Annotated in this window: 11 protein-coding genes; 10 read left to right on the top strand and 1 reads right to left on the bottom strand. The window is 71.9% G+C overall.

Annotated features, from left to right (window positions below; translation table 11 throughout):
- The first annotated feature begins 3 nt into the window (after positions 1-3).
- Genes IV113_RS13345 through IV113_RS13300 form a run of 10 tightly spaced genes read left to right on the top strand, consistent with a single transcriptional unit; the run spans position 4 to position 21,724 of the window.
- The gene (locus tag IV113_RS13345; RefSeq protein WP_291085780.1) at positions 4-1,650 is read left to right on the top strand and encodes a hypothetical protein; all 1,647 of its coding nucleotides are present in this window, start codon (positions 4-6) and stop codon (positions 1,648-1,650) included.
- Entirely contained in the window at positions 1,650-2,039 is a 390-nt protein-coding gene (locus IV113_RS13340) for a GPW/gp25 family protein (protein WP_291085777.1), read from the top strand. The genes IV113_RS13345 and IV113_RS13340 overlap by 1 nt, the downstream gene beginning before the upstream one ends.
- Complete coding sequence (locus IV113_RS13335; RefSeq protein ID WP_291085774.1) at positions 2,040-4,325, top strand: putative baseplate assembly protein; 2,286 nt, start codon at positions 2,040-2,042, stop codon at positions 4,323-4,325.
- Positions 4,325-6,973, top strand: a complete 2,649-nt coding sequence (locus tag IV113_RS13330) for a phage tail protein (RefSeq protein WP_291085771.1) — start codon at positions 4,325-4,327, stop codon at positions 6,971-6,973. The genes IV113_RS13335 and IV113_RS13330 overlap by 1 nt, the downstream gene beginning before the upstream one ends.
- Positions 6,974-7,015: 42 nt before the next feature.
- A complete protein-coding gene (locus tag IV113_RS13325) occupies positions 7,016-7,957 on the top strand; it encodes a hypothetical protein (RefSeq protein ID WP_291085768.1) in 942 nt (313 codons plus the stop codon).
- 38 nt (positions 7,958-7,995) lie between these two features.
- Positions 7,996-10,209: a hypothetical protein gene (locus IV113_RS13320; RefSeq protein ID WP_291085765.1), complete on the top strand. Its 2,214-nt coding sequence runs from the start codon at positions 7,996-7,998 to the stop codon at positions 10,207-10,209.
- Positions 10,210-10,242: 33 nt separating this feature from the next.
- Positions 10,243-15,078 carry a hypothetical protein gene (locus IV113_RS13315; RefSeq protein WP_291085762.1) on the top strand — a complete coding sequence of 1,612 codons (4,836 nt, stop codon included), beginning with the start codon at positions 10,243-10,245 and terminating at the stop codon, positions 15,076-15,078.
- Between the two features lie 18 nt (positions 15,079-15,096).
- Complete coding sequence (locus IV113_RS13310; protein WP_291085760.1) at positions 15,097-16,428, top strand: hypothetical protein; 1,332 nt, start codon at positions 15,097-15,099, stop codon at positions 16,426-16,428.
- The gene (locus IV113_RS13305; protein ID WP_291085757.1) at positions 16,425-18,395 is read left to right on the top strand and encodes an ATP-binding protein; all 1,971 of its coding nucleotides are present in this window, start codon (positions 16,425-16,427) and stop codon (positions 18,393-18,395) included. The genes IV113_RS13310 and IV113_RS13305 overlap by 4 nt, the downstream gene beginning before the upstream one ends.
- Complete coding sequence (locus IV113_RS13300) at positions 18,395-21,724, top strand: hypothetical protein (protein WP_291085755.1); 3,330 nt, start codon at positions 18,395-18,397, stop codon at positions 21,722-21,724. Before IV113_RS13305 ends, IV113_RS13300 begins: the two co-directional genes overlap by 1 nt.
- 9 nt (positions 21,725-21,733) lie before the next feature.
- Here the strand turns inward: IV113_RS13300 and IV113_RS13295 are convergent.
- The coding region (locus IV113_RS13295) for a tryptophan 2,3-dioxygenase family protein (RefSeq protein WP_291085753.1) at positions 21,734-21,951 on the bottom strand (218 nt) is incomplete at its 5' end.

The raw sequence follows: 21,951 nt of genomic DNA, 5'->3' as shown, positions 1-21,951 counted from the left end.
GCCATGGCCCGCACGCTGACGCAACAAATTCCACACGACGTGGCCCTGGGCTCGCCGCGTGGCGTCGCCTCGGGTGGTGCGCCGCTCTTGTTGCAACGCGCCGATGGCGACTTCATCGATGCTGTGCTGGACGAGATCACCACCGTCGAGGGCCGCGCGAAGTTGCTGGCCTCGCGCGCCGCGGCGCGCACCCCGCGCCAGGTGCTCAAGCTGTTCCAGCCCATCCAGCGCCAACACCACCTGGCCGTGCTGGAGGCTTGGTGCGACACACCGGGCACACCGCGTGTGGACCCCGCCCGCGTGGCGTCGGCGGGTCTCGTGGTTCGCCGCGTGCGTCGCGCGGGTGGTGCCGCGGAAGAGGGCTGGATGCGTTCGCGCGGACGCCTGCGCGGCTGGCTGCCGGTGCAGCGCATCGGTGGCACCGCGCGTGATCCGGCCAGTCAGCTGCGGCTGCACAGCGGCCAGACCGGTGTGGCCGACATCGACCACGAGCTGGTGCAACTGGCCCTGCAGCGCGAGGACACGCTGCTCGATGAACACGTGGTGCCCATGTTCGTGGCGCCGCCCGAGGTCTGCAAGGCCGCGGGCAAGACGCTGTACTACGGCCTGGTGCCCACGGTGAGCGGCGAGCTGGCCGAGACCGCGCCGGTGTTCGACGAGGCCAACACCTTCGGGCCGGAGAGCACCGATTTCCGCAACCACCTGGTGCAGGCCCTGCGCGGTGAGGCCATGGACTTTCCCCTCGATGGCGAGAGCCTCAACCCGGCCTGGACCGAGGCTGCAGAGCTCGCCACCACCGTGCGGCCCACCGGGGTGTCCATCGACCACTGGAACCAGCTGCGCCCGGGCGGTGGGGCTCGCACCGGCATGCAGCGCTTGCTGCGGCTGCTGCGTCAGCTCGATGGTGAGTTCAACGCCTTCGCCGGCACCTCGACCGCCAGCCAGGCGCTGCGCCAGCAACTCGCGGCCATCGCTTTGCCCTTGAAGCTGCGCGATGGCGAAACGGTGGCGCGCACGGTGAACGCCGAAGCCTTCCTGCGCCAGGCGGTGCCGGTGCTGGTGCAGCGCGACGAGCAGGCTGCACGGCCCGAGATGCCCGCGCGCTGGCCCGCCTTGCCCAGCCACGAGGCGCAGGCCTTGCGGCTGGCGCTCTCGCGCGCGGTGGCCGAGCGGTTTGCGCAACTCAATCCGGCGCCGGGCCGCTTCGACGATCCGGCGGCACAGTACGTGGTGCGCGCCTTCGTGCGCCTGAAGCCCGAGTGCGGTTGCCCCGCGCGCATCGTCTGGAGCGAAGCCACCGAGCCCTTCGTGATCGCGCCGTGGTTCGAAGGCTCGGGCGCGCCGCCGGTGCGCATCAGCCTGCCCGACATCACCGAACCCGGCCTGCTGCGCTCGCTCAAGCCCAACGTGTCCTTCACCGTGCCGCCGGCGCTGCAGAACCTGCTCAGTGGCAACCCCAAGGACCTGATGGAGGGCAAGAAGCCAGCCGACGGCGGCATCACCATCGGCTGGATCTGCAGCTTCAGCTTGCCCGTCATCACGCTGTGCGCCTTCATCGTGCTGAGCATCTTCCTGAGCCTGTTCGACCTGATCTTCAAGTGGATGGCGTTCATCAAGATCTGCATCCCTTATCCGAAGAAGGGCGAGTGATGAATCCGGCATCAGCCCCCATCGGTTTCCCCTGGCTTGGCCTGCCCGACGAGCACGGCCAGCTCGGCTGGCCCTCGCTGGAGAAGAGCGTGCGCGACGGCATCCGCATCGTGCTGAGCACGCGCCCCGGCGAGCAGCTCATGCGGCCCGAATTCGGCGGCGGGCTGGACCGTTTGCTGCACGAGCCCAACACGCTGGCCACGCGCCGACGCATCCGCGATCTGGTGCAGGGCTCGCTCACGCGCTGGGAGCCGCGCATCCTGCTCGATGCGGTGGAGGTGTGGGATGTGCCCGATGCCCCCAGCCACCTGCGGGTGGAGATCCAGTACCGGCTGGCGCGCACGGGTGCGCCGGGCCGCATGAACGTGAACGTCCAGCTGGAGACCTAGATGCCCATTGTTCCTCCCAGCCTCGATGACCGCCGCTTCGACGACTTGGTCGAAGACCTGATCGCGCGCATTCCCGCGCACACACCCGAGTGGACCAACCCGCGCCAGGGCGACCCCGGGCGCACGCTGATCGAGCTCTTCGCGTGGCTGGGCGACGCGCTGCTCTACCGCGCCAACCTCATCCCCGAGCGCCAGCGCCTGGTGTTCCTCAAGCTGCTCGGCCAGGCATTGCGCCCCGCACAACCGGCGGGCGGCATCGTGGGCCTGTCGTATGCGCAGCCGCTGGCCGATCTGCGCGCCAGCTCGCTGCTGCCCGGCGCGCGGCTCAAGGGTGCTCAACCCTTTGAGACCCTGGGTGAGACCACCGTGCTGCCGGTCACCGGCGAGACCTACATCAAGCGACGCCTGAGCGACGCCGAAGCGGCGCGCATGGCCGATGTGATCAGCGGGCTCTCGCGCGTGCACCGCATCAGCGGCGCGGTGCAGGGCTACGAAACGCTCGCGGTGTTTGGCGAGGGGCGCGCCGAGACCGGTGGCTTCGACGTGTTCGAGCGTTCGACCGACCGCGCCTTGTGGATCGCCTTGCTTGCACCCGCCGCGCCCGGCCCGCTGGAGCAAGTGGACGTGAACGACAGCGTGCGCGCCGCGCTTGGCGGCGGCGACACCGGCGTGCCCTCGCTGCTCTCGCTGGGCATCGTGCCGGCGCTGCCCTTGCCCGCCCTGTTTGAAGAGGTGGGCCCGCTGGCCGAGGTGCCGGTGATCTGGGAGATGGTCACGCGCCAGCCCGGCACGCAGGCGCTGGACTACCTCACGCTGGAGCCGCTGCCCGGCAGCGACACCTCCCGCGGCTTCACGCGCCCCGGCCTGCTCCGCCTGCCGCTGCCCGGCCAGGACGACATCTGGGTGCCTTCCAACCAGGTGGGCGTGAACCCGCTGGCCGGTGTGGGTGATGCGCCGCCCCGGCTGGACGACGCAGCCCGCGCGGCCCGTCTGGTGGCCTGGCTGCGCGTGCGCCCGCGCCCGGGCAGCCAGGTGCAGCGCCTGCCCTTGACCTGGCTGGGCATCAACGCGGCCGAGGTCGACCAGCGCGTGACGCTGCAAGGTCAGGTGCTCGGCACCAGCAGCGGCGCGGCCGACCAGAGCTTTGCCTTGCCCGCCGGTTCGGTGGACGGCGAGACGCTGGTGATCGAGGTGGAAGAGCCCGGCGGGCGCGGGTTTCAGCCGTGGCGGCGCGTGGACGACCTGGCCGCGATCAGCGCCGATGCCCTCACGGCGCGCGAGGCCGGTGCGTTTGAACTCGATGCCGAAGCCGGCACCGTGCGTTTCGGCGACGGCGTGCGCGGGCGCATCCCCGAGCGGCTCATGCGCGTGCGCCTGGCGCGCGGGCGCTTTGGCGGCGGGCGCGCGGGCAACCTCGCGCCCGGCAGCCTGAGCGAGATCGCCGCCACGCTTATCAACGGCCAGCGCGCCCCCGCCATGAAGGTGTACCAGCCCCTGGCCATGGACGGTGGCGAAGACGCCGAGACGCTGCCCCAGGCCGAGCGTCGCATACCGGCCACGCTGCGCCACCAGCAGCGCGCGGTCACCGCCGACGACTTCAAGCGCCTCGCGCTGGAGACGCCCGTGGCCGATGTGGGCCGCGTGGAAGTGATGCCGCGCTTCAAGCCGCGCGACCGGCGCTTCCATGTGCCCGGTGTGGTCAGCGTGGTGGTGCTGCCGTCCGCCGCGCTGGCCCCGGCACCCAACCCACGGCCAGACCGGCCCTTCATCGAACGTGTGCACGCCCACCTCTCGGCGCGGGTGCCGTTGGCCACCGAGCTGTACGTGATTGGCTGCGAATACGTGCCGCTGGGCCTGTCGGTGGCGCTGCGCCTGCGCGAGGGTTTTGCGCGCGACAAGCTGCTGTATGAGGTGCGCGAAGCGCTGCGCCGCCTGCTCTGGCCGCTGGCGCCCGGCGGGCTGGAGGGCGAGGGCTGGGCGCTCGGCCGATCGGTGCGCGAGCGCGAACTGGAGGTGGAGGTCTCGCGCGTGGCCGGTGTGGCCGAGGTCACCGGCCTGCAGCTGTTTGCGCGCCAGGGTGCCGCCGGCCAGGAAGACTGGGCGCTGCTGCCGCGCAACCAGGCCGGCGCCCAGCAGACGTTGAACCTGCTGCGCTGGCAGTTGCCCGAGTTGTTGTCCATCGTGGTGGTCGAAGGCGCGGAAGCGCCGACGAATCTGCGCGCGCTGCCCAACCCGTTTGCGCAGGCCAATGCCGTGGCCGTGCCCGTCGTTCCGGAGTTGTGTTGATGGATGCCAACGGCTCCCGCTTCTGGTCGCTGCAGGCGCCCACCCACTGGCCCTCGCTGGGGCAGGGCGGTGGTCATGTGCGCTGGCACGCGGCCTGCAGTGCGCTGTGTCTGGCGTCCGAGCGCGCGCTGGAGGCGCCTGCCGATGCCGAGGCCAGCCGCGTTGCGGCGCTGCTGGCACTGAACGAAGTGCCGCGCGCGCTCGATGCGCAAGGGGTGGTGTGCAGCTGGCACGCGCCCAGCCAGGCCATCGTGGTGCGCAGCGGCCACCTGCCCGAGGCCGCCATTGCACTCCCCCTGGACGCCGTGCCCACCGACCTCTGCGTGGCCAGCGACGGCGTGCTCTACGTGGCCCTGCCCGGGCGCGTGCTCATGCACGACTTGCGCCAGCGCTGGGCCGCCGTGGAGGTGACTGAGCCCGGCTTTGCGCCCTGGCGCCTGGCCGCGCACCCGCAGGGCGGTGTGTGGGTGCTGGAACGCGGCAGCGGGCGGCTGGCGCGTTTGAAAGGCTACCCGCTGCCCAGCCAGACACCGGCCACCGACGCCTATGCGCCTGGCGTGTTCCGCCCCGATCCCGAGAACTGCAGAACACCCGCGATGACGGTGGTGCACGACGGGGGGAGCGGTGTGGCCGAGCCGCTCGCGCTGGCGTGCCATGCCGACGGCGGCTTGCTGCTCATGGGCTGGAACACCGCGGGCCAGGCCTGGGTGCGGCTCTGGGATGAAGCGACCCGCACGCCCGGCCCGATGCGCCTGCTGCGCGGCGCGCTGCATGCACACGCGCTCACCTGGATCGATGGCGCACGCATCGCGCTGCGCATGCCGGGCCGGGTTGACGCGCCCGCGTTTGCGATCGACGATACGTCAGAAGGTGAGCTGCCCGCGCTTGGCGAGGTGTTTCCGCTCGCGAGCGACCAGCGCGAGGCACCGTTTGTGCACCGCGTCGACGGCGTGGCGCACTACCCGGTGCGCGAAGACGCGGCCGAGCCGCTGTGGCCGCTGGCCTTGCCCAACCTCGCGCGCAGTGGCACGGCGGCCAGCTTCACCACCGAGGGTGGGCAGTTGCGCGCGCAACTCATCGACAGCGGCACACCCGCCACCACCTGGCACCGCGTGTTCATGGAGGCCAGCATTCCCCCGGCCTGCGGCGTGGTGGTGTGGCTGGCCGCCACCAACGACCCACAGCCGCCCGCTGCCGAGCGGCTGGACGCCTGGCATCCCCACGCCTTCGGCCGCGACGTGCGCGCCATCGACCCCGGCGCGTCCGGGCCGCACGTGCCGCACGCGGTGTGGGAGCGCACGCCCTCCGAGCTGCCGGCCCACCCGGGCCTGGCGCCCTGGACGCCGCAGCGTGGATTGCGTGGCCTCTTTTCCGTGCTGGTGCAGAACGCGCGCACCGCCGCGCGTTCGCTCAACGGGCGCTACTTGTGGGTTCGCCTGAGCCTGCACGGTGACGGCCGCGCCAGCCCCGAGGTGGTGGCGTTGCGCGCCTGGGCCAGCCGCTTCAACTACGCCGAGCAGTACCTGCCGCGCATCTACCGCGAGACCCTGTTTGGCGATGCGGCGCAGTTGCCCGGCGAGCGGCTGGACAGCATCGACGAGGGCCACGCCGACGGGCTGAACCGCGGAGGAACGCCCGATGTCGAGCTGCTGCTGCGCCTGGCCACCGGTGGCATCGCGGTGAGCGACGGCGCACAGGTGGTGGTGGAGCACACCGGACGCAGCTGGCTGCTGAAGGATGGCGGCAGCGCGCGTTGCTGGCGCCTGCTGCTCGATGGCCACGCCATCGGCGTGTACCGGCCGCAGGCAACACCGGCCGATTTCCTGGCGCGCAGCCTGGCCAATGTGGAGGGCGTGCTCACGCAGCTCGAAGACCGCGTGGCGCACGCGCACCTGCTCACCGACCCGGCCAGCACACCGGCTGAACATCTGGATTGGCTCGCCAGCTGGGTCGGGTTGAGCTTTGATGCGGCCCTGCCCGATGCGCGCCGGCGCGCCTGGCTGCAGGCCGCGCCCGAACTCGCGCGCTGGCACGGCACGCGCCGCGGCCTGGCGCTCGCGCTCGACGTCGCCACCGGCGGTGGCGTGAGCGGGGGCGAGGTGGTGGTGATCGAAGACTTCCGCCTGCGCCGCCTGCTCGCCACGCTGCTCGGTGTGGACCTGGCCGATGAAGACGACCCGCTGCTGCCGGGTCTGCAGGTCAGCGGCAATTCGGTGGTGGGCGACACGCTGGTGCTGGGCGACCAGGCGCGCGCCGAGCTGATGGCGCTCTACCGCGAAGAAGCCACCTCCGAGACCGAAGACCAGGACATTGCCGATTTTTACGGGCGCCTGGCGCACCGTGCCACCGTGCTGGTGCACCGCGAGGTGGACAACGTGGACCTGGGCCTGATCCGGCGCATCGTGGCCATGGAAGCACCCGCCCATGTGCAGGTGCGCGTGACCACCGCGAGCTGGCCTTTCATGGTGGGTGTGGCCAGCCTGGTGGGGGTGGACACGTATCTGGCGCGTGCCGTGCCCCCGCGCCCGGTGCGTGTGCAGCGCTCGGTGCTGGGCGGGGGCGACTTCGTGCTCGGCCCGACCACGCTGGACCCGCGTTTGCGCGGCGAGGCCGCGCCACCGCCCGTGGTGCCCGCCGGACCCGTTTGAAGCCCGCGCACCCGACAACCACGACCACGCAAGGAGCAGCCCATGAGCACCGCCACCACCTTCAGCACCCTGGACCCGCTCACGCGCCAGCCGCTGGGCGAGCGCCCGGTGTACGCCACCGGCATGCTGCTGGACGCGCAGGATTTTCAGGACGAGCAGACCTACCACCGGGGTCGGCTGGCGCGCGCACTCGGCGCGGTGGCGGGCAGCGGCACGCTGGCGGGCTTGCTGGTGCAGCACCGCCCAGCGGGGGACACCGCGCCCGAGGAAATCCAGGTCAACGCGGGCCTGGCGGTGGACCGGCTGGGCCGCCTCATCGAGCTGCCGCGCCCGGCCTGCCTGAGGGTGCAGCGCTGGTGGGACGCCGAGGCCGCGCGCGACGGCCTGCTGCAGGCCGACTACACCACGCCGGGCCGCTTCATCTCGGCGCGTGCGCAAGCCGGTGTCACGCTGCCCACGCGCGCGGTGGTGGCCGACGTGTTCCTGCGTTTCGTGGCCTGCCCGCGTGGGCTCACGCCGGCCTTTGCCAGCGGACCCTTCGATGCGCTGAACGCGGTGAGCGTGTCGCGTTTGCGCGATGCCTACGAACTGCACCTGGTGCCGCGCCAGAACCTCACCGACACCGGCCTGGGCCTGCCGTTGCGCCCCGGTGCCTTCACCTTGCCGGTGGAAGACGAAACCGCCGAGGAAGCGCTGGCGCGTGAAGCCGCCATGGACGACCCCTCGGTGGACCCCGCCGTGCGCCGCGCCGCGCTGCAGGACGCGGTGCTGCACGGCTACAGCCGCCCGGCCGACGACGAGCTGCCGCGTGGCCCCGAGCACCCACCGCAGGTGGACGCCAGCGCGGTCTTCATCGCGCGGGTGCTCATTCCTGTGTCGCCCGCCGACCCGACCGCGCGCCAGGGCAGCGCGGTGCTGGTGGACAACTACAGCCGCCGCTTCCTGCCCGCCACCGGTGTGCTCGCGCGCTGGACTGGGCTCTGAGCGACCCATGCCTTCCAACCGCTTCACCGGAGCACGCCATGAACCTCAGCACAGGCACCGCCCGCGAACCGATCGCCTCCGCGCAGGTGCAGACCTTGCGCGACGCCGGCGTGTTGATCGAAGACCACCGGCGCGACCGGCCGCGCTACTTCGACGGCCGCTTCCTCGCCGCGCGCGATCTCATCCGGGACCAGCAGTACTTCCTGACGCGCGAGGCCGATCTGGGGCAGGCCGCGGGCAGCGGCGTGGCCACGGGTCTGTTTGTGCAGGAAGGGGGCCAGCCCCAGACGCTGGTGGTCTCCAGCGGGCACGGCGTCACACCCTCGGGCGAACTGGTGCTGCTGCCGCGCAACATCGACGTGCAGCTGGCCAACCTGCCGGTGGCCGAGCAGCTCTCGGCGCGCTTCGGCCTCTCGCGCCTGCCGCAGCCGCCGCTGCGCAGCCGCACCGGGCTCTTCGTGCTGGCGCTGCGCCCGGTGGAGTTCACCGCCAACCCGATCGGCGCCTACCCGACCTCCATCACCGGCCAGCGCACGGTGGAAGACGGTGACGTGATCGAGGCCACCGCCGTGGTGCTGGTGCCCTGGCAGGACGACGGCGCCGCCGATGCACTGGATGCGCGGCGCGGCCGCGCCGCGCGCGCCATCTTCACCCAGGGCAGCTCGGCCGGCGTGTCGGCCAACGTGCTGCCGCTGGCCATGATCGCGCTGCAGAACAACACCGTGGTGTGGATCGACGAGGCCCTGGTGCGGCGCGAGCTCGGCGCCGACCGGGGTGACCTGCCGGGCCTGGGCTTCGCACCGCGCGGCCTGCGCCTGGCGCACCTCATGCAGCACCAGGCGCACCTGGCCGATGTGGAGTCGCGCAGCGGCGGGCGGGGCTTTCCGGCCATCACGCACTTCCCCGCGCTGCCACCGGCCGGCCCCTTGCCGGCGGGCGTGATCAACGCGGTGGACTTCACGCAGAACTACTTTCCGGCCGAGGTCGACGTGGACTTCACCATCATCCCGGAGGACGAACTGCCCGCGCTGATCGAGGAGGCGTTGGCCCTGCAGCCGATCGACCTCACCGCGCCGGCCGAGTCGCTGGACTCCACCGCCGTGATGATCCTGGCGCCCGTGCCGCGCGTGGAATGGCGCGCGGTGGCCGCGCGCGTGGGACAGGGCGCTACACTGGCCCAGCGGGTGGTCAAGCCCGCCGCGCCCAACCTGATCGCGCAGCGCAGGCCGTTTGAAATCCTGCAGAAACTGCGCCTGCCGCGCGCGGTGCTGCAGAGCACGGCGCTGGGCCCGCTTGAGGCCGAATGGCAGCGCCTGGCGCGCCTGAACAACCTGTGGTTCGTGCGCCGTCGCCACCTGGCCTACCGCGACGACCTCGCCGGCAGCTACCGCGAGATCACCGGCAACGACGAACGCGTGATCGAACTCGACCTCAACACCCGCATCGCGAAGCTGGGCCTCACGCCGCGCTACAACAACGTGCTGAAGGTCGCCACGCCCGCGGCGGCCAGCACCGTCATCGGCCTGCTCGCGGGCAAGCGTTACCTGGAGTCGCCGGTGCTCACCGCCGCCGCCCTGGGTTTGCTCACCGATGCCATCGCGACCTCCGAACAGCTCACCGGAAAACCCACGCTGGACAAGACGCAGGTGCTCGGCGTGGCCGCCGTGCTGGGTGAGCCCGAAAAGAACGAGGCGCTGTGGGCGCTGATCCAGCGCGAGAGCAAGGAGCCGATTCCGGCGGACGAGCTGCTGAGCATCGCCAGCGGCGCGGCCTGGAACACGCCGCCGGTGGACGAGGGCGCGCAGGCCGAGCGGGTCACCAAACGCATGGACAGCCTGGGGCTCGGCGACGTGTGGACCGAGGTGTTCAAGAACTCGTCGGCCAAGGCCATGGCCGTCGAGGTGCAGTTGCTCGCCAGCACGCGCTACGAGGCTTCACCTGCGCTGAGTGCCGCCGCGCTCGGCCTGATGCTGGAGCTCGTGCAGCGCAACGGTTCCATCAAGGACCCGGCGTTGGTGAACGAGGTGGCCAACAGCTTGCTCGACCCGATCAACAGCGATGTGCTCAACAAGCACCTCGCGCTGGAGCGCCGACGGCCGCTGGACGCCGACACGCTGCGCGGCCTGGTGAAGTCGGTCGATGAATGGCGGCCCAAGACCGAGCGCATCACGCGCGCGGCCCCGGCGAAGGCTGCGGCCAAGGCGGTGCCATCGAAGAAGACCACCCCAACCCCGGCCCGCAAGAAGTCCTGACCCGCGCCCCAACCCTCACCCGGGAGACCCGACGTGACCATCGAACGCATTGACCAACCGCTGCAGGGCGAGCGCGTGGTGGCCCTGTCGCCGGAAGACGCGAGCCGTGCTGCGACCGACTGGCGCCGCCGGCCCAACCTGTTCGCCGGGCGCACCCTCACCGAGGCCACGCTGCAGGGCCGCCAGCGCTGGCAGGCCGGGCGCTTGAACCACCGCGCCCAGGCCCTCACCCCGGGCGTGGTGCGCGGCCTGGAGGTGTTTGCGCTGCCCGGCTCGGGCGGTGCGCGCCTGCTCATCGAACCCGGCCAGGGCCTGGCGGTGAGTGGTGAAGACGTGGTGCTTGCGCGCCGCGCCGAATGCCGTCTGGACGACCTGCCCGTGGTGGCGCCACCGGCCTGGCTGCAGGTGCAGGAGGGCGGGGTGGGCGAGGCCACCGAGACCGACGGCCTGGGGCTGGTGAACCCGCGCGACGTGCCCGAGGGCATCACCCTGGCCGATCTGCGCTCGAGTGCCGGCGCCCGTTTTCCGAGGGTGGGTGTGCTGGTGCTGCAGCCGGTCACCGTGGACACCGCCGAGTTCGATCCGAACGATCCGTGCGACCGCTGCCCGTGTGGTGAGGGCGAGAGCACCGATGCCGGCGTGGCGGCGTTCGAGGACTGGCGCATCGCCGACGGCGCGCGGCTGCTCTGGTACCCCTGGCCGGTGGAGTGGCTCGCACTGCCCCTGACCACACTGCGCCTGCGCAATGCGCTGGCCCACACCGTGTTCGAGGCCGAGGCCGCGCTGCGCCATGGTGAGGCCCTGCCGTGGGAAGACTGGGGTGTGCCGCTGGCGCTGGTGGGCCTGAGCGAGACGGGCACGGTGCAGTGGGTGGACCGCGCTTCGGTGGTGCGTCAGGGTGGGCGTGCGAAAGAGGCTCGCCTGCAGCGTTTGGCGGTGGGCGCTCTGGGCGCCAACAGCCGCCTGCCCGCGCTGTGGCAGGCCCGCATCGAGCAGTTCGCGCAGCAGATGGCCGAGACCCCCGAGCCGCTGCCCGCGCCCAACGTGCTGGCCGATCCCTACCTGCGCCTGCCGCCGTGCGGCCTCATGCCCCGGAGCGCACTGGACCTCGCCACCGTGCTCACCCAGCCGACCCTGAGCAGCCCGTTTTTTCCGCCCGGGTTCGAACTCGACGCGGTGCCGGTGCCGATTGAACAACTGGATCTGGCGATGCGCGAAGCCGCGCCGCTGGCCAGCTTCGACCTGTCGGCCCCCGAGCGGCTGCGCCTGCTGGTGCCGGTGACGCAGGCTTCGTGGGAGCCGCGCCTGTTGCACGCCGAGGTGGTGGACCCGGCGTTTCAGGAAGCGCTGAGTGAATTCACCGAGCGCCGCGCGCGCGAACTCGGCGGGCGGCAAGGTTTGCGGCACGAGCAGGCCCACCTGGTGCGCGCGCTCACCGGGCGGCCGCAGGCGGTGCCCGAGCTGGGCGACGACCCGCAGGCCCTTGACGAAGAAGGTCTGGCGCCCTGGGGGCCACCTCCCACCGGGGGTGGGCACGTGAGCACGCTGCAGGCCGGTGCGCACGCCCACCTGTTCGACGGCGCACTGCAGCCCTTCACGGCCACCGCAGCCGAGGCTTTGCATGCCTGGGTGTGCCTGGCTCCGGACAACCCGCCGCGTTGCCTGATGCTGCAGTGGCGCGACGACACCGGTTGGTCGCACCGCGCCTACTGGGGCGAGCCGCTGCTGACCTGGGGCCGTCCGGCCACCGGCGCGCACCCGTTCAAGGTGGCCGGGCATTACCACGTGGGCGATCTGCCGCCCGCCGGCCGTTGGGTGCGGTTGTCGGTGCCGAGCAGCGCGGTGGGCCTGGTCGGCGTGGCGGTCAACGGCATGTCGTTCGACTTGTTCGACGGGCGTGCGGCGTTTGGACCGACCGGGGCGGGTGAGCGAACGTGGTTCGGCCATGTGCTGCCCACCGGCGCGCGGCAAGATGGCAACGAGCCGTGGGCGCTGCTTTCGCACAACGACCTGTGGGCACCCTTCGAGCTGAACGAAGGCCTGCAGCCCACGCAGCCCACGCTGGTGCCGGACGGTGGCGGCCATGTGGAAGCGGCGCAGCCCGGCATCCACCAGCATTACCTGGAAGGCGCCACCGCCACCTTGGGCGCCATCGGGTCCACGGACAACCTGTTCGTCTGGGTCTACCTGGACGCGACGCGACCGCCGCGCGAACTCATGATCCAGTGGAAGGTGGGACCGAACTGGAACACCGATGGTCGGCGCGCGTACTGGGGCGAAGACCTGATTGCCTGGGGCGTGAACAACAGCCCGAGCCGCCGACCCAAGGGCGCCCTGCCCAAGCTCGGTGAGTGGGTGCGCCTGGAGGTGCCCTCGGCCGAACTCGACATCGGCACGCGCGCCATCAACGGCATCGCCTTCACCCTGTTCGACGGTTGCGCGGCCTTCGGAGCCAGCGGGAAGGTCGCGCAGGCCACGACCAGTCCACCCGGCATCCGCGCCGAGACGGTCTGGTTCTCGGGCGCCGCGCCCACCGGCGCCAGCCTGGTGGGCACCTGGACCTGGCTGCAGCCGCTGGAGATGGTGGAGCCCACGCCGGCGGCGCGTGTGGGCCAGTCCAGCGCCATCGCCAGCCTCATGGCCGACCCGGTGGTCACGGCCCTGTCGGAGCGCGAGCAGGCCCAGCTGCCACTGCGCGGGCTGGAGGGTTTCATGGCCTATCTGCGCGCGCGCATCGACCGGGCCGACGACATCACCGACTTCGGTTTCACCCACATGCAGGTGGACATGCACCGCATCCGCCAGATGATGATGACCACGTCGGATGCCGCGCGGCTGTCCACCTCGCCCGCGCTGGCAGCGATCGCCAAGTCCGACAGCGCGGTCAACGTGCAGACGCAGATCAAGGAGTTCATCGGGCGCATCAAGCAGCCGGTGCTCGCGCCGCTGCGGGCGCCCGATCCGGTGCCGGTGGCGCGCAATGTGACGCCTGCGGCCGCGGTGTTCACCTCGATGAACTTCGTCTCCTCGGTGAGCAGCGTGCAGCTCGTGCAACAGAAGAGCCAGATCACGCTGCTGAAGGCGCCGAGTGCGCCGATCAACATCGTCTACGCCAATCCGGTGGTGGGCCTCTCGCCGGTGCGCACCGTGGCCGTGGCCGACCGGCTCAAACAACCCCCGTCCACCGAAGCACGCGACTTCGCGCTGGCCAACCGCCAGCGCACCGTGCTGGAGGTGTTGCAGTTGCTGCAGACCTTCACCGCGGAAGACGGCGGTACCACGCCCGCCCTGTTGCGCGATCTCAAGGTGCGTGGTCTGGCGCAAGACCCGTTTCTGGAGGGTGCCAGCGGCGAGCGGGCGCTGGCCGATTTCCTGGGCAACGAGGCGCTCAAGACCAAGCTGCTCGCCCCTCCACCCACCACGGTGCTGGGCACCGACGGTGCGCCCAAACCCGTGGAGCCCGACGAAGCGGTGCTGTTCACGCAGACGGTGGCCTTGTCGGAAAACACCATCGCCATCCTGCGCAACCTCGAAGGCCGTTTGACCGCGTACCGCAGCGCGCTCACGCGCTGCGAACAGGCCTTGAGCGCGCTGCAGGGGCACATCGGTGCCGCCGGTCTGCGCGTGCGCGAGGCCGACGACCGGCTGGCCGAAGCGCGGCACGACGTGGGCGTGGCGCGGGCGTTGCTCGAAGAAGAGAAGGCCCGCGTGCTGGCCGTCAATGCGCGGCGCACCCGCGTGCTGACCGAGGAGGTGCAGTACCTGGCCTTCGTGCGGCCGCGCGAGACCAGCAATCTGCTGGCCGCACCGCGCCGCGTGCTCGACCCGGGCCTGCTCGAAGCGCCGGTGCCGGCCTGCCTGCGCGAGCACGACGACGTGCCCGACGAGCTGGATGAAATGCTCAAGGTGCTGCGCGAAGCACCGGCATCGCACTTCGTGGGGGCGCCCGCCATCCTGCGGAAGATCGACCGGCCCGAGCTGTTGCTGCGCACGATCCAGAGCGCGCAGCTGCGCAGCAGCGTGATCACGCAGCGCGTTGCGCCCACCTTCACCGCCACCGCGGGCAAGCTGGGCGTGCACATCGGCCAGATGCTGGTGCGCCAGACGCAGGCCATTGCGGTGCGCGCCGAGGCGGTCCAGCGGCTGGACATCCAGCGCCTCTCAAGCCACTCGTGGCAGACGGTGCAGCGCGAAGCACAGGCCGTGATCTCGCTGGGCGACATCATCGACGGCGACCACGGCAAGGGCGAGGTGTCGCGCCGCGCCAGCGAACTGTTCGAGCGCATCGCGGGCGTGTGCGCCTGCCTGCACGCCGAGTTCTCGGGCGTGCTGCCGGCGGTGCGCCTGGAGTGGGCCGAGGTGATGTCGCAGTTCGACGAGGCGCCCAACCTGCGCAACCTGGGTGGCCTGCCGCGCTGGAGCAGCATCGGTTATGTGGACCGGCGGCAGATGCAGGCCTACGTCGACTTTCTGTTCGACCAGGTGCCGCCGACGAACGAGGCGGCGGTGGCGCTCGTCAACGACGTGGTGCGCATGGCGCTGCTGCTGGCCAGCCACGCACCGGTGGGCCGCATCGTGGCCGGGCGCATGCCGCGGCCGGTGACGGCGGTGCGCGTGGGCAGCCGCATACCGCTCACCGCGCTGGATCACAGCCGCCTGCGCGTGGGCATGCAGGCCATGATCTACAAGGGCAACACCCTGATGGCGCGCGCCACGGTGGAAGACGTGGGGCAGGGCGAGGTGTCGGCCCGGCTGGTGCACACCAGCAGCGTGCAGATCGATCTGGACACCGACGTGCGCGTGCACTTCGACCAGGCGAAGGTGCTGAGCAGCGCCTCGGTGCGCAAGGCCGGCCTGCTCAAGGTCTGAACACCACACGGACCCACCATGGGCGCCGCCGACCGCACCGTTCAACACCTGCACCTGCGCGCGCCCAGTGCCCAGGCCGCGGTGCGCGCGGTGCACCGGCTTGAAGACGCGCTGCGCTGTGCCAGCCTGCCCGATGCGGGTGAGCGCGTGCTGCTGGTGCGCCGGCTTCACCTGGGTCGACTGCCCGAGGGTCTGTCGTCGCAGAGCCTGAGCCTGCTGATCGAGCAGCGCGTGGCGGCGGTGGGGGGCGCCTGGGTGCACGGCGGCGAGGAGCGTGCGGCCTTCAGCGACACGGTGTTTTTTGAAGGCCGCTGGCAGGCCGCGAGCATCGCGCTGGACCGGCGCGCGCGCGGCCTGCCGCTGTCGGCCTGGTACTGGCGCGCTGCATTGCCCGATGTGCCCTTGCAAGACGACCCGCAGGTCTTGGTGCCGGGTTTGTGGCGTTGCCTGGAGCGCGAAGCGGCGGCGCCGGCCAGCCACTCGGCGCTGGTGGCGGACGCGGTGGCGCGAGGCCATGGTGACTGGCTGGTGCGTTACCTGTCGCACACCCTGGCATCGGCACAGACCGCGGCGCACGCGCAGGAGATCGCTGACGATCCCTGGGATGGCGTTGATGCTGAAGAGGGCGTCGTCCACTACCGCCATCCGCACGGCGTCGACGTGCCCCGCGCCTGGCCGGCGGCGCTGCATGCGCACCTGCGGGCCGCCGGGTGGCGCACACACCGCACAGGCACCCCACCTCCGCCGTCCGTTGGGCGCAGCGTGTCGCAGGGCGCTCCCACGTCACCCATGGGCTTGGCCGAAGGCCGGGCGCGCGTGGCACCCGCAGCACCCGATGCAGTGGCGACCGGCACACGCGCCGACGTGGCCGCCCAGGAGGATGCCGACCCGGGGAGCGCGACCTTGGTGGGGGGCTTGCTGTTCCTGCTGCCTGTGCTGAGCGGCCTGGGGTTTGGGGGGTGGCAGGCGCAACACGCCGACCAGCCCCTGTGCTCGCCGATCCTTCGCCTGGCCTTGCAACACCTGCGTGTGCCCGAAACGGACGCCGCCTGGGCTCTGGTGGACAGCCTGCCCAGCGGAGCGGGGCTGTGGACGCATGGCGATCTGGCGGCCGGCTGGCTGGACGCCTGCCGTCGCCACCTGTACCGCGCCGAGCGCCTGAGCCTGGCGCGCCTGTGCCGGCGCCCGGCCCGGCTGCAATGGAGCGCGACCCACCTCGGCGTGCAGCTGGACCTGCGGCACGCCGACATCCGCGTGCGCCGGCAGGGGTTGGATCTGGACCCGGGCTGGCTGCCCTGGCTGGGCCGGGTGGTCACCTTCCGCTACCAGCCGATGGACGCGCTGCCATGAACGCCCCTCACACCGTCAACGCCGGGGCGCGTCTCGCGCCGCCGCCGCTGCACGAGCTGGCGCTGGCGGCGCTGGTCGACACGGCCCACACGGCGCTGGACGGACCCGAGCTGACATGGCTGCACGCGCGCCGCCTGAACTGCGGCTTTGCACCGGTGGAGGCATTCCACCACTGGGAGCAGGACACACCCGCTCACGATGCGCGGCTGCTCGCACTGGCGCGCGAGCTTCGGCTCAGCTGGGGCGAAGTGCTTGCCGTGGCGCTGGCGGTGGCGGTGGAACACGACGCGATGGTGGGGCGCGTGGTGGCGTGGTGGCAGGCCCCGGCGGGTGGCCCCCGGCCGTCGCTGGGCCTGATCGACGAGATCGCTCGCGCGCTGGGGGTGGGCGCCGCGAGCGCGGACATCGTCAACGGGCAGGCGATCGCCACCGGGCTGCTGCAAGCGCTCGACGACAGCCGACCGCTGCCGGAGTTGACCGTGAGGACACCGGTGCCCATCGCCATGGCGCTGCGTGGCCAGAGCGGACACTCGGGCGGTGTCCGGCCGCTGGTGCTGGACGAAACGCTGGTGGTCGCTTCGATCCGCGAAGCGGCGCGGCAGCAGGCGCGCGGTCTGGTGGTCGATCCAGCCGGTGGTTTGCAAGCGGGGCCGAGCGTGCTGGTGGTGCGCAGCGGACACCCGCGCGAAGCGCGCAACGCGGCCGCGCTCGTGGCCCAGGCGCTGGAGCGTGTGCCGGTGCTGGTGGAGGATGCAGCGCCCGCTGGCCTGGGGCCGTGGCTGTGGCTCACGGGTTCGGTGCCCGTCGTGTGTGCCGAACTCGCGCCCGGCGAGACGCGCCGCCTGCCTGCGCTGCCGGGCCACAGCGGGCCGGTGCTGGTGGCCGCTGGCCCGGACGGCAGCTTTGAATGGGACGGTGACACCGTGGGCAGCTGGTCGGTGCCGGTGCCGGGCTCGCACGAGCGTGAGGCCTTGTGGCGGTCGAACCTGGGCCCTGGCGAACTTGCAGGCGAGCTCGGGCGCGCGCACCGCTACGACGCCGCGCAGATCCAGATGCTGGCCCGCACGGCACACCAGCATGCCCGCGCGCTGGGCGCGGATGCGCCGACCGTGGCGCACGTGCGTCTGGCCGCTCGCGCGGGCGTGGCGGGCGAACTCGGCAGCCTGGCCGAGCGGCTGCCGCAGGAGGTCCCGGACGATGCCCTGCTGGTCACCGAACAGCTGCGCACGTCGCTCGCGTCGTTCCTGCAGCGTTGCGCGGTGCGCGAGCGCCTGGTGGACGGCCTGGGTGTGTCGGCGCGCACGCGCTACAGCCCTGGGGTGCGGGGCTTGTTCGTCGGGCCGTCGGGCACCGGCAAGACGCTGGCCGCGGGCTGGCTGGCGACACGGTTGGGGGTGCCGCTGTACCGGGTGGACCTGGCCTCGGTGTCGAGCAAGTACATCGGCGAGACGGAGAAAAATCTCGCGCGGCTGTTCGCGCGCGCCGAGCGCACCGAAGCGGTCCTGCTGTTCGACGAAGCCGACGCCCTGTTCGGCAAGCGCACCGAGGTCAAGGAGTCCAACGACCGTTTTGCCAACGCCCAGACCAACTACCTGCTGCAGCGCATCGAATCGTTTGAGGGCATCGTGATCCTCACGAGCAACAGCCGCACGCGGTTCGACTCGGCGTTCACGCGCCGGCTCGACGCCATCCTGGAATTCACGCAGCCCTCGCCCGAAGAACGGCGCGCGCTGTGGCTGGCCCACCTGGGCGAGGGCCACACGCTGTCGGCGGCGGACATCAACCGGCTGGCCTGCCTGTGCGATCTGGCGGGCGGACACATCCGCAATGTGGTGCTGAGCGCGGCGGTGAGCGCTTCGCGTGGCGACCAGGCCATCGGAGAGGCCGACGTGATGGCCGGGCTGGTGGAGGAGTACCGCAAGCTGGGCAAACAGCTGCCCAACGGGCTGGCGCGCGCGGGGCCGTGATGCACGCGAGCCCGGTTCCGCGTCCTCGCTCGCCGGCACCGCCGCGACCCCGCGCGCGACCGGGCGGGCCACGCACCGACGCACCCGAGGCCGAGCGCCGCACGCCGCGTTATCTCGACCGCACGGGTTCGCCGGAGGTGGGCGCCGCGCTGCGCGCTTCGCGGCTTGCACAGGAGGGCGAAGCCAGCGCCGAAGGGTTGCCCCCGGGGCTGATCGACAGCTCCGTGATCGACGCCGAGCTGTCCGAGGTGACGGCCTCGCCCGGCATCGAGGCCGAGCGCGCACCGGGGCGGCCGACCGTGTTGCAGCCGCCCGCCGCTGCGCGTGCCGCGCTGGTTGCTGAAGCGCCGGCCGCATCGGCGCACGGCAGCGCTGTGGCGCCCGCCGATCCGGCCACCGAGCTGCCAGAGGCGACACCGGAAGGTGGGACCACGGACGAAGCACCAGCCGAGGACGTGCCCAACCCCGAAGCGGTGCCCGAGCTGATGGCCACGGAGGAGACCGCCGAAACAACGGAGGCCGAAGCCGAGGCCGTGCCGACGGTGCCCGCCACGCTCGACGAAGCGGTGCCGCCCCCACAACCCGAGGCGCTGCGCGCCCACGTGCCCGAACGCGCATTGACCGAGGACGAGTTCATCGCGGTGTTCGAGTCGACGCAGACGCCCGAACAGGATCTGGCGCAGGCCGGTCAATGGCTGGCGGAACTGCGCGCCGAGTCCGAGGCCACGAAGGCGGTCATCCTGGCCGACGCCCAGTTGCAGAAGGACACGGTGCTGGCGGCTGCGGCGGCCGAAGCCGAGGCGGTGCGGGGTGCGGCCGCGGGCGCCATCGCGGGCGTGCGCTCGCGGGGTGCCGCCGCGCGCTCGGCGCTGGCGGCGCAACTGCAGGCGAAAAAGGGCGCGCTGGCCGAGCAGGTCGCGGGGCAGGTGGCGCGTGTGGACGCGGCCTCGGCCGCGAAGATGGAGCTGGCGCAGGCCCAGCTCGACGAGCGTCAAAGCCGCATCGCCGCTTCGGCCGAGAGCGAACAGGCCAGCCCGGGCGAACTGGCGCAGGTCGAGGCGCAGCGGGCCACCGCCGCCCTGGAGTCGGCGGCGGCCGAATGCGACGCGGCCGGGGCTGCCGAGGCCGCGAAGCACCCCGGCGCGGACGACGGCAACCCGGACCAGCGCGCCGCCGCGCGCGAGGTGGGCAGCGAGAGTGCGCAGGACATCCGTGCGAAGAAGGTGGACCTGGCGGAGGACATCCGCTCGCGCAGTGACGATGCGTCCACCCGCTACGGCGAATACGCACAAAGTGTGAGCGATCAGATCGACATGGCGCGCGCGGATCTTCTGCCGTCGCTGGTGGAATTCGCGGCGCAGGCCATGGCCTCGCTGCAGGCCAGCGCACAGGGCGTGAGCGACAGCCTGGACCAGCGCCACGCCACCGATCTTGCCGCGCTGCAGTCGTCGGAAGACAGCGCGGTGGGCCAGGTGGCTCAGGCGCGGCAGGCCAGTCTGGCGCGCATCGACGTTGAAGCCCAAGCGGCCTGCGCGGGAATCGACACGCAGGCCGGCATCCTCGCGGCCAACATCGACGTGGCGCTGCAGGAAACCGAGGCGGTGGTGATGAGCGGAGGCGAGGTGTTTCTGCCCGGGGTGCTCGATGTGATCGCCAGCGCGCGGCTGGGCCTGCAGACGGCGACCGGGGAAGGCCGCGCCGCGCTGGCCGCCACCGCGCAGGCGAGCCTGGGCGCGCTGGGCCAGGAGACCCAGGGCCTGGCTGCGCAAGTCGCGCAGGTGCTCGGCGGCATGGCGGCGGGCACGCGGTCCCTGGTGGCGGCGGCCGACGCGGCGGGCGACGGCATCGTGCAGGGGCAGGCCACGCAGGGCGAGCAAACCGCGGAGGCGGTGGCTTTGCAGCAGGACGGGCTGATCGAACCCGTGATGGCGCAGATCGACGAGGCGCTGGACGAGGCCGAAGCGGCCATGACCGACCTCACCACGGAGTTCGCCACCGGCCTGGAGGCAGGGGTGGACGAGAGCATCGAGCAGGCGATCCTGCCGCGCACGGACGATGTGGAGACGCGGGTGGAAGAAGCCGCCGACCAGGCCGACGACGCGTGGTACGAAGGTCTGGCACGCGCCGTTGGCCAGATCGTGATCGGGCTGGTCATCATGGTGGCCGTGGCGCTGGTGGTCGCGGCGATCGCCGCCGCCTTCGGTGTGATCATCACGGCGTGGACGGCCGTGATGATCGCTGGCGCCATCCTGCTCGTGGTGGGCTTTGTGCTGGCCTTGCGGGCGCGCTCGCAGCAGGAACAACTGGCCGACGCGCCCTGGTACGAGGTTGCGGCCATCGCGCTGGGCGACACCGTGGGTTATGTCGGCATCCACGAAGCCGCGAGCGGCCACGATTTCGTGACGGGCGACCGCCTCACCGAAGGCGAGCGCACCGAACGCGGAACCATGGGCGTGGTGACGATGGTGTCGCTGGCGCTGGGGGTGCGCGGCGCCATCAAGGGGCCGCCGGGGGGTGCGTTCGTGCGTCCCAGTGCTTTGCCGCGCGGGCTCTTTGGCTGGCGACCGGGCGCGGGTGGTTTTGTCGGGCTGCGCGGCGCCATGGGCCAGATGGGGCGCGGCATGCGGGCAGTGGGTGTGGAGATGTGGGCCGGCACGCGCGGCGGCGCCAGCAGCGCGGTGGAGTGGGTGCGCACGCGGGTGCTGCGCATGGAGCCGACCCGGCCGGCACCCGAGCTGCTGGCGCGCGTGGGTGAGCCCTCCACCGCCGAGACGATACGGCCGAACGAATTGCCCTACCGCCTGCCCCCCGAGGTGTACGTGGCGGAACGGGGCCGCCCCATCGACGTCTCCCGCCTCGACCCGAACCAGCGCTATCTGTGGGTGGTGGACCCGGAGGGGCGCGTGATCATTGCGCCCGAGACGCAACCAGGCTTTGGCCGGACCGTCAAACACGGCGACCTGGTGCCGGGTGGGGGTGGTGAGTTTCGCGGCTCGGCGCGGGCGGGTGGTGAGCTCAACGCGCGCCTCAACCGGGCGACCGGGGAGTACGTGTGGGAGATGGACAGCGACTCCAGCTACAGCTTTGCGCGCACCGACCAAGGTGTGTTGACCGAGCCCAGCCGCGCGGCGGCCCACGACGTGCTCACGGAGACCGGCACCAACACCGAGAACATCGATGTGCTGGTGAAACCGCGCAACCCGAACTCACCCACCCGGCACACGCCTGCCGCACCGCGCCCCGGTGGCGCCCCGGGTGTGGTGCCCGCCCGGTTGCCTCCGGACACCAGCCCACGCGCGCGCGAAGAAGGGGCCGTGGTGGTGCCGTGAGGCGCCCGCTCAGAGCGAGGTGCGCAGGCGCCAGATCTCCGGAAACAGCACCACGTCGAGCATCTTGCGCAGGTAGCTCACGCCACCGGTGCCACCGGTGCCGCGCTTGAAACCGATCACGCGCTCGACCGTGGTCACGTGGCGGAAACGCCAGAGGCGGAAGGTGTCCTCCAGGTCGGTGAGTTCTTCGCCGAGCTGGTACAGGTCCCAGTGGTCCTTGGGGTTGC

This window comes from Hydrogenophaga sp. (assembly GCF_018780385.1).
In the GTDB taxonomy this organism is placed as follows: domain Bacteria; phylum Pseudomonadota; class Gammaproteobacteria; order Burkholderiales; family Burkholderiaceae_C; genus Hydrogenophaga.
Note: the sequence above shows the minus strand (reverse complement) of the source record. Positions and strands in the feature narration are given on the sequence as shown.

Coding starts and splice junctions, on each gene's coding strand:
- IV113_RS13335 (WP_291085774.1), top strand. CDS start 2,040: ATGCCCATTGTTCCTCCCAGCCTCGATGACCGCCGCTTCGACGACTTG.
- IV113_RS13345 (WP_291085780.1), top strand. CDS start 4: ATGGCCCGCACGCTGACGCAACAAATTCCACACGACGTGGCCCTGGGC.
- IV113_RS13330 (WP_291085771.1), top strand. CDS start 4,325: ATGGATGCCAACGGCTCCCGCTTCTGGTCGCTGCAGGCGCCCACCCAC.
- IV113_RS13300 (WP_291085755.1), top strand. CDS start 18,395: ATGCACGCGAGCCCGGTTCCGCGTCCTCGCTCGCCGGCACCGCCGCGA.
- IV113_RS13320 (WP_291085765.1), top strand. CDS start 7,996: ATGAACCTCAGCACAGGCACCGCCCGCGAACCGATCGCCTCCGCGCAG.
- IV113_RS13310 (WP_291085760.1), top strand. CDS start 15,097: ATGGGCGCCGCCGACCGCACCGTTCAACACCTGCACCTGCGCGCGCCC.
- IV113_RS13305 (WP_291085757.1), top strand. CDS start 16,425: ATGAACGCCCCTCACACCGTCAACGCCGGGGCGCGTCTCGCGCCGCCG.
- IV113_RS13340 (WP_291085777.1), top strand. CDS start 1,650: ATGAATCCGGCATCAGCCCCCATCGGTTTCCCCTGGCTTGGCCTGCCC.
- IV113_RS13325 (WP_291085768.1), top strand. CDS start 7,016: ATGAGCACCGCCACCACCTTCAGCACCCTGGACCCGCTCACGCGCCAG.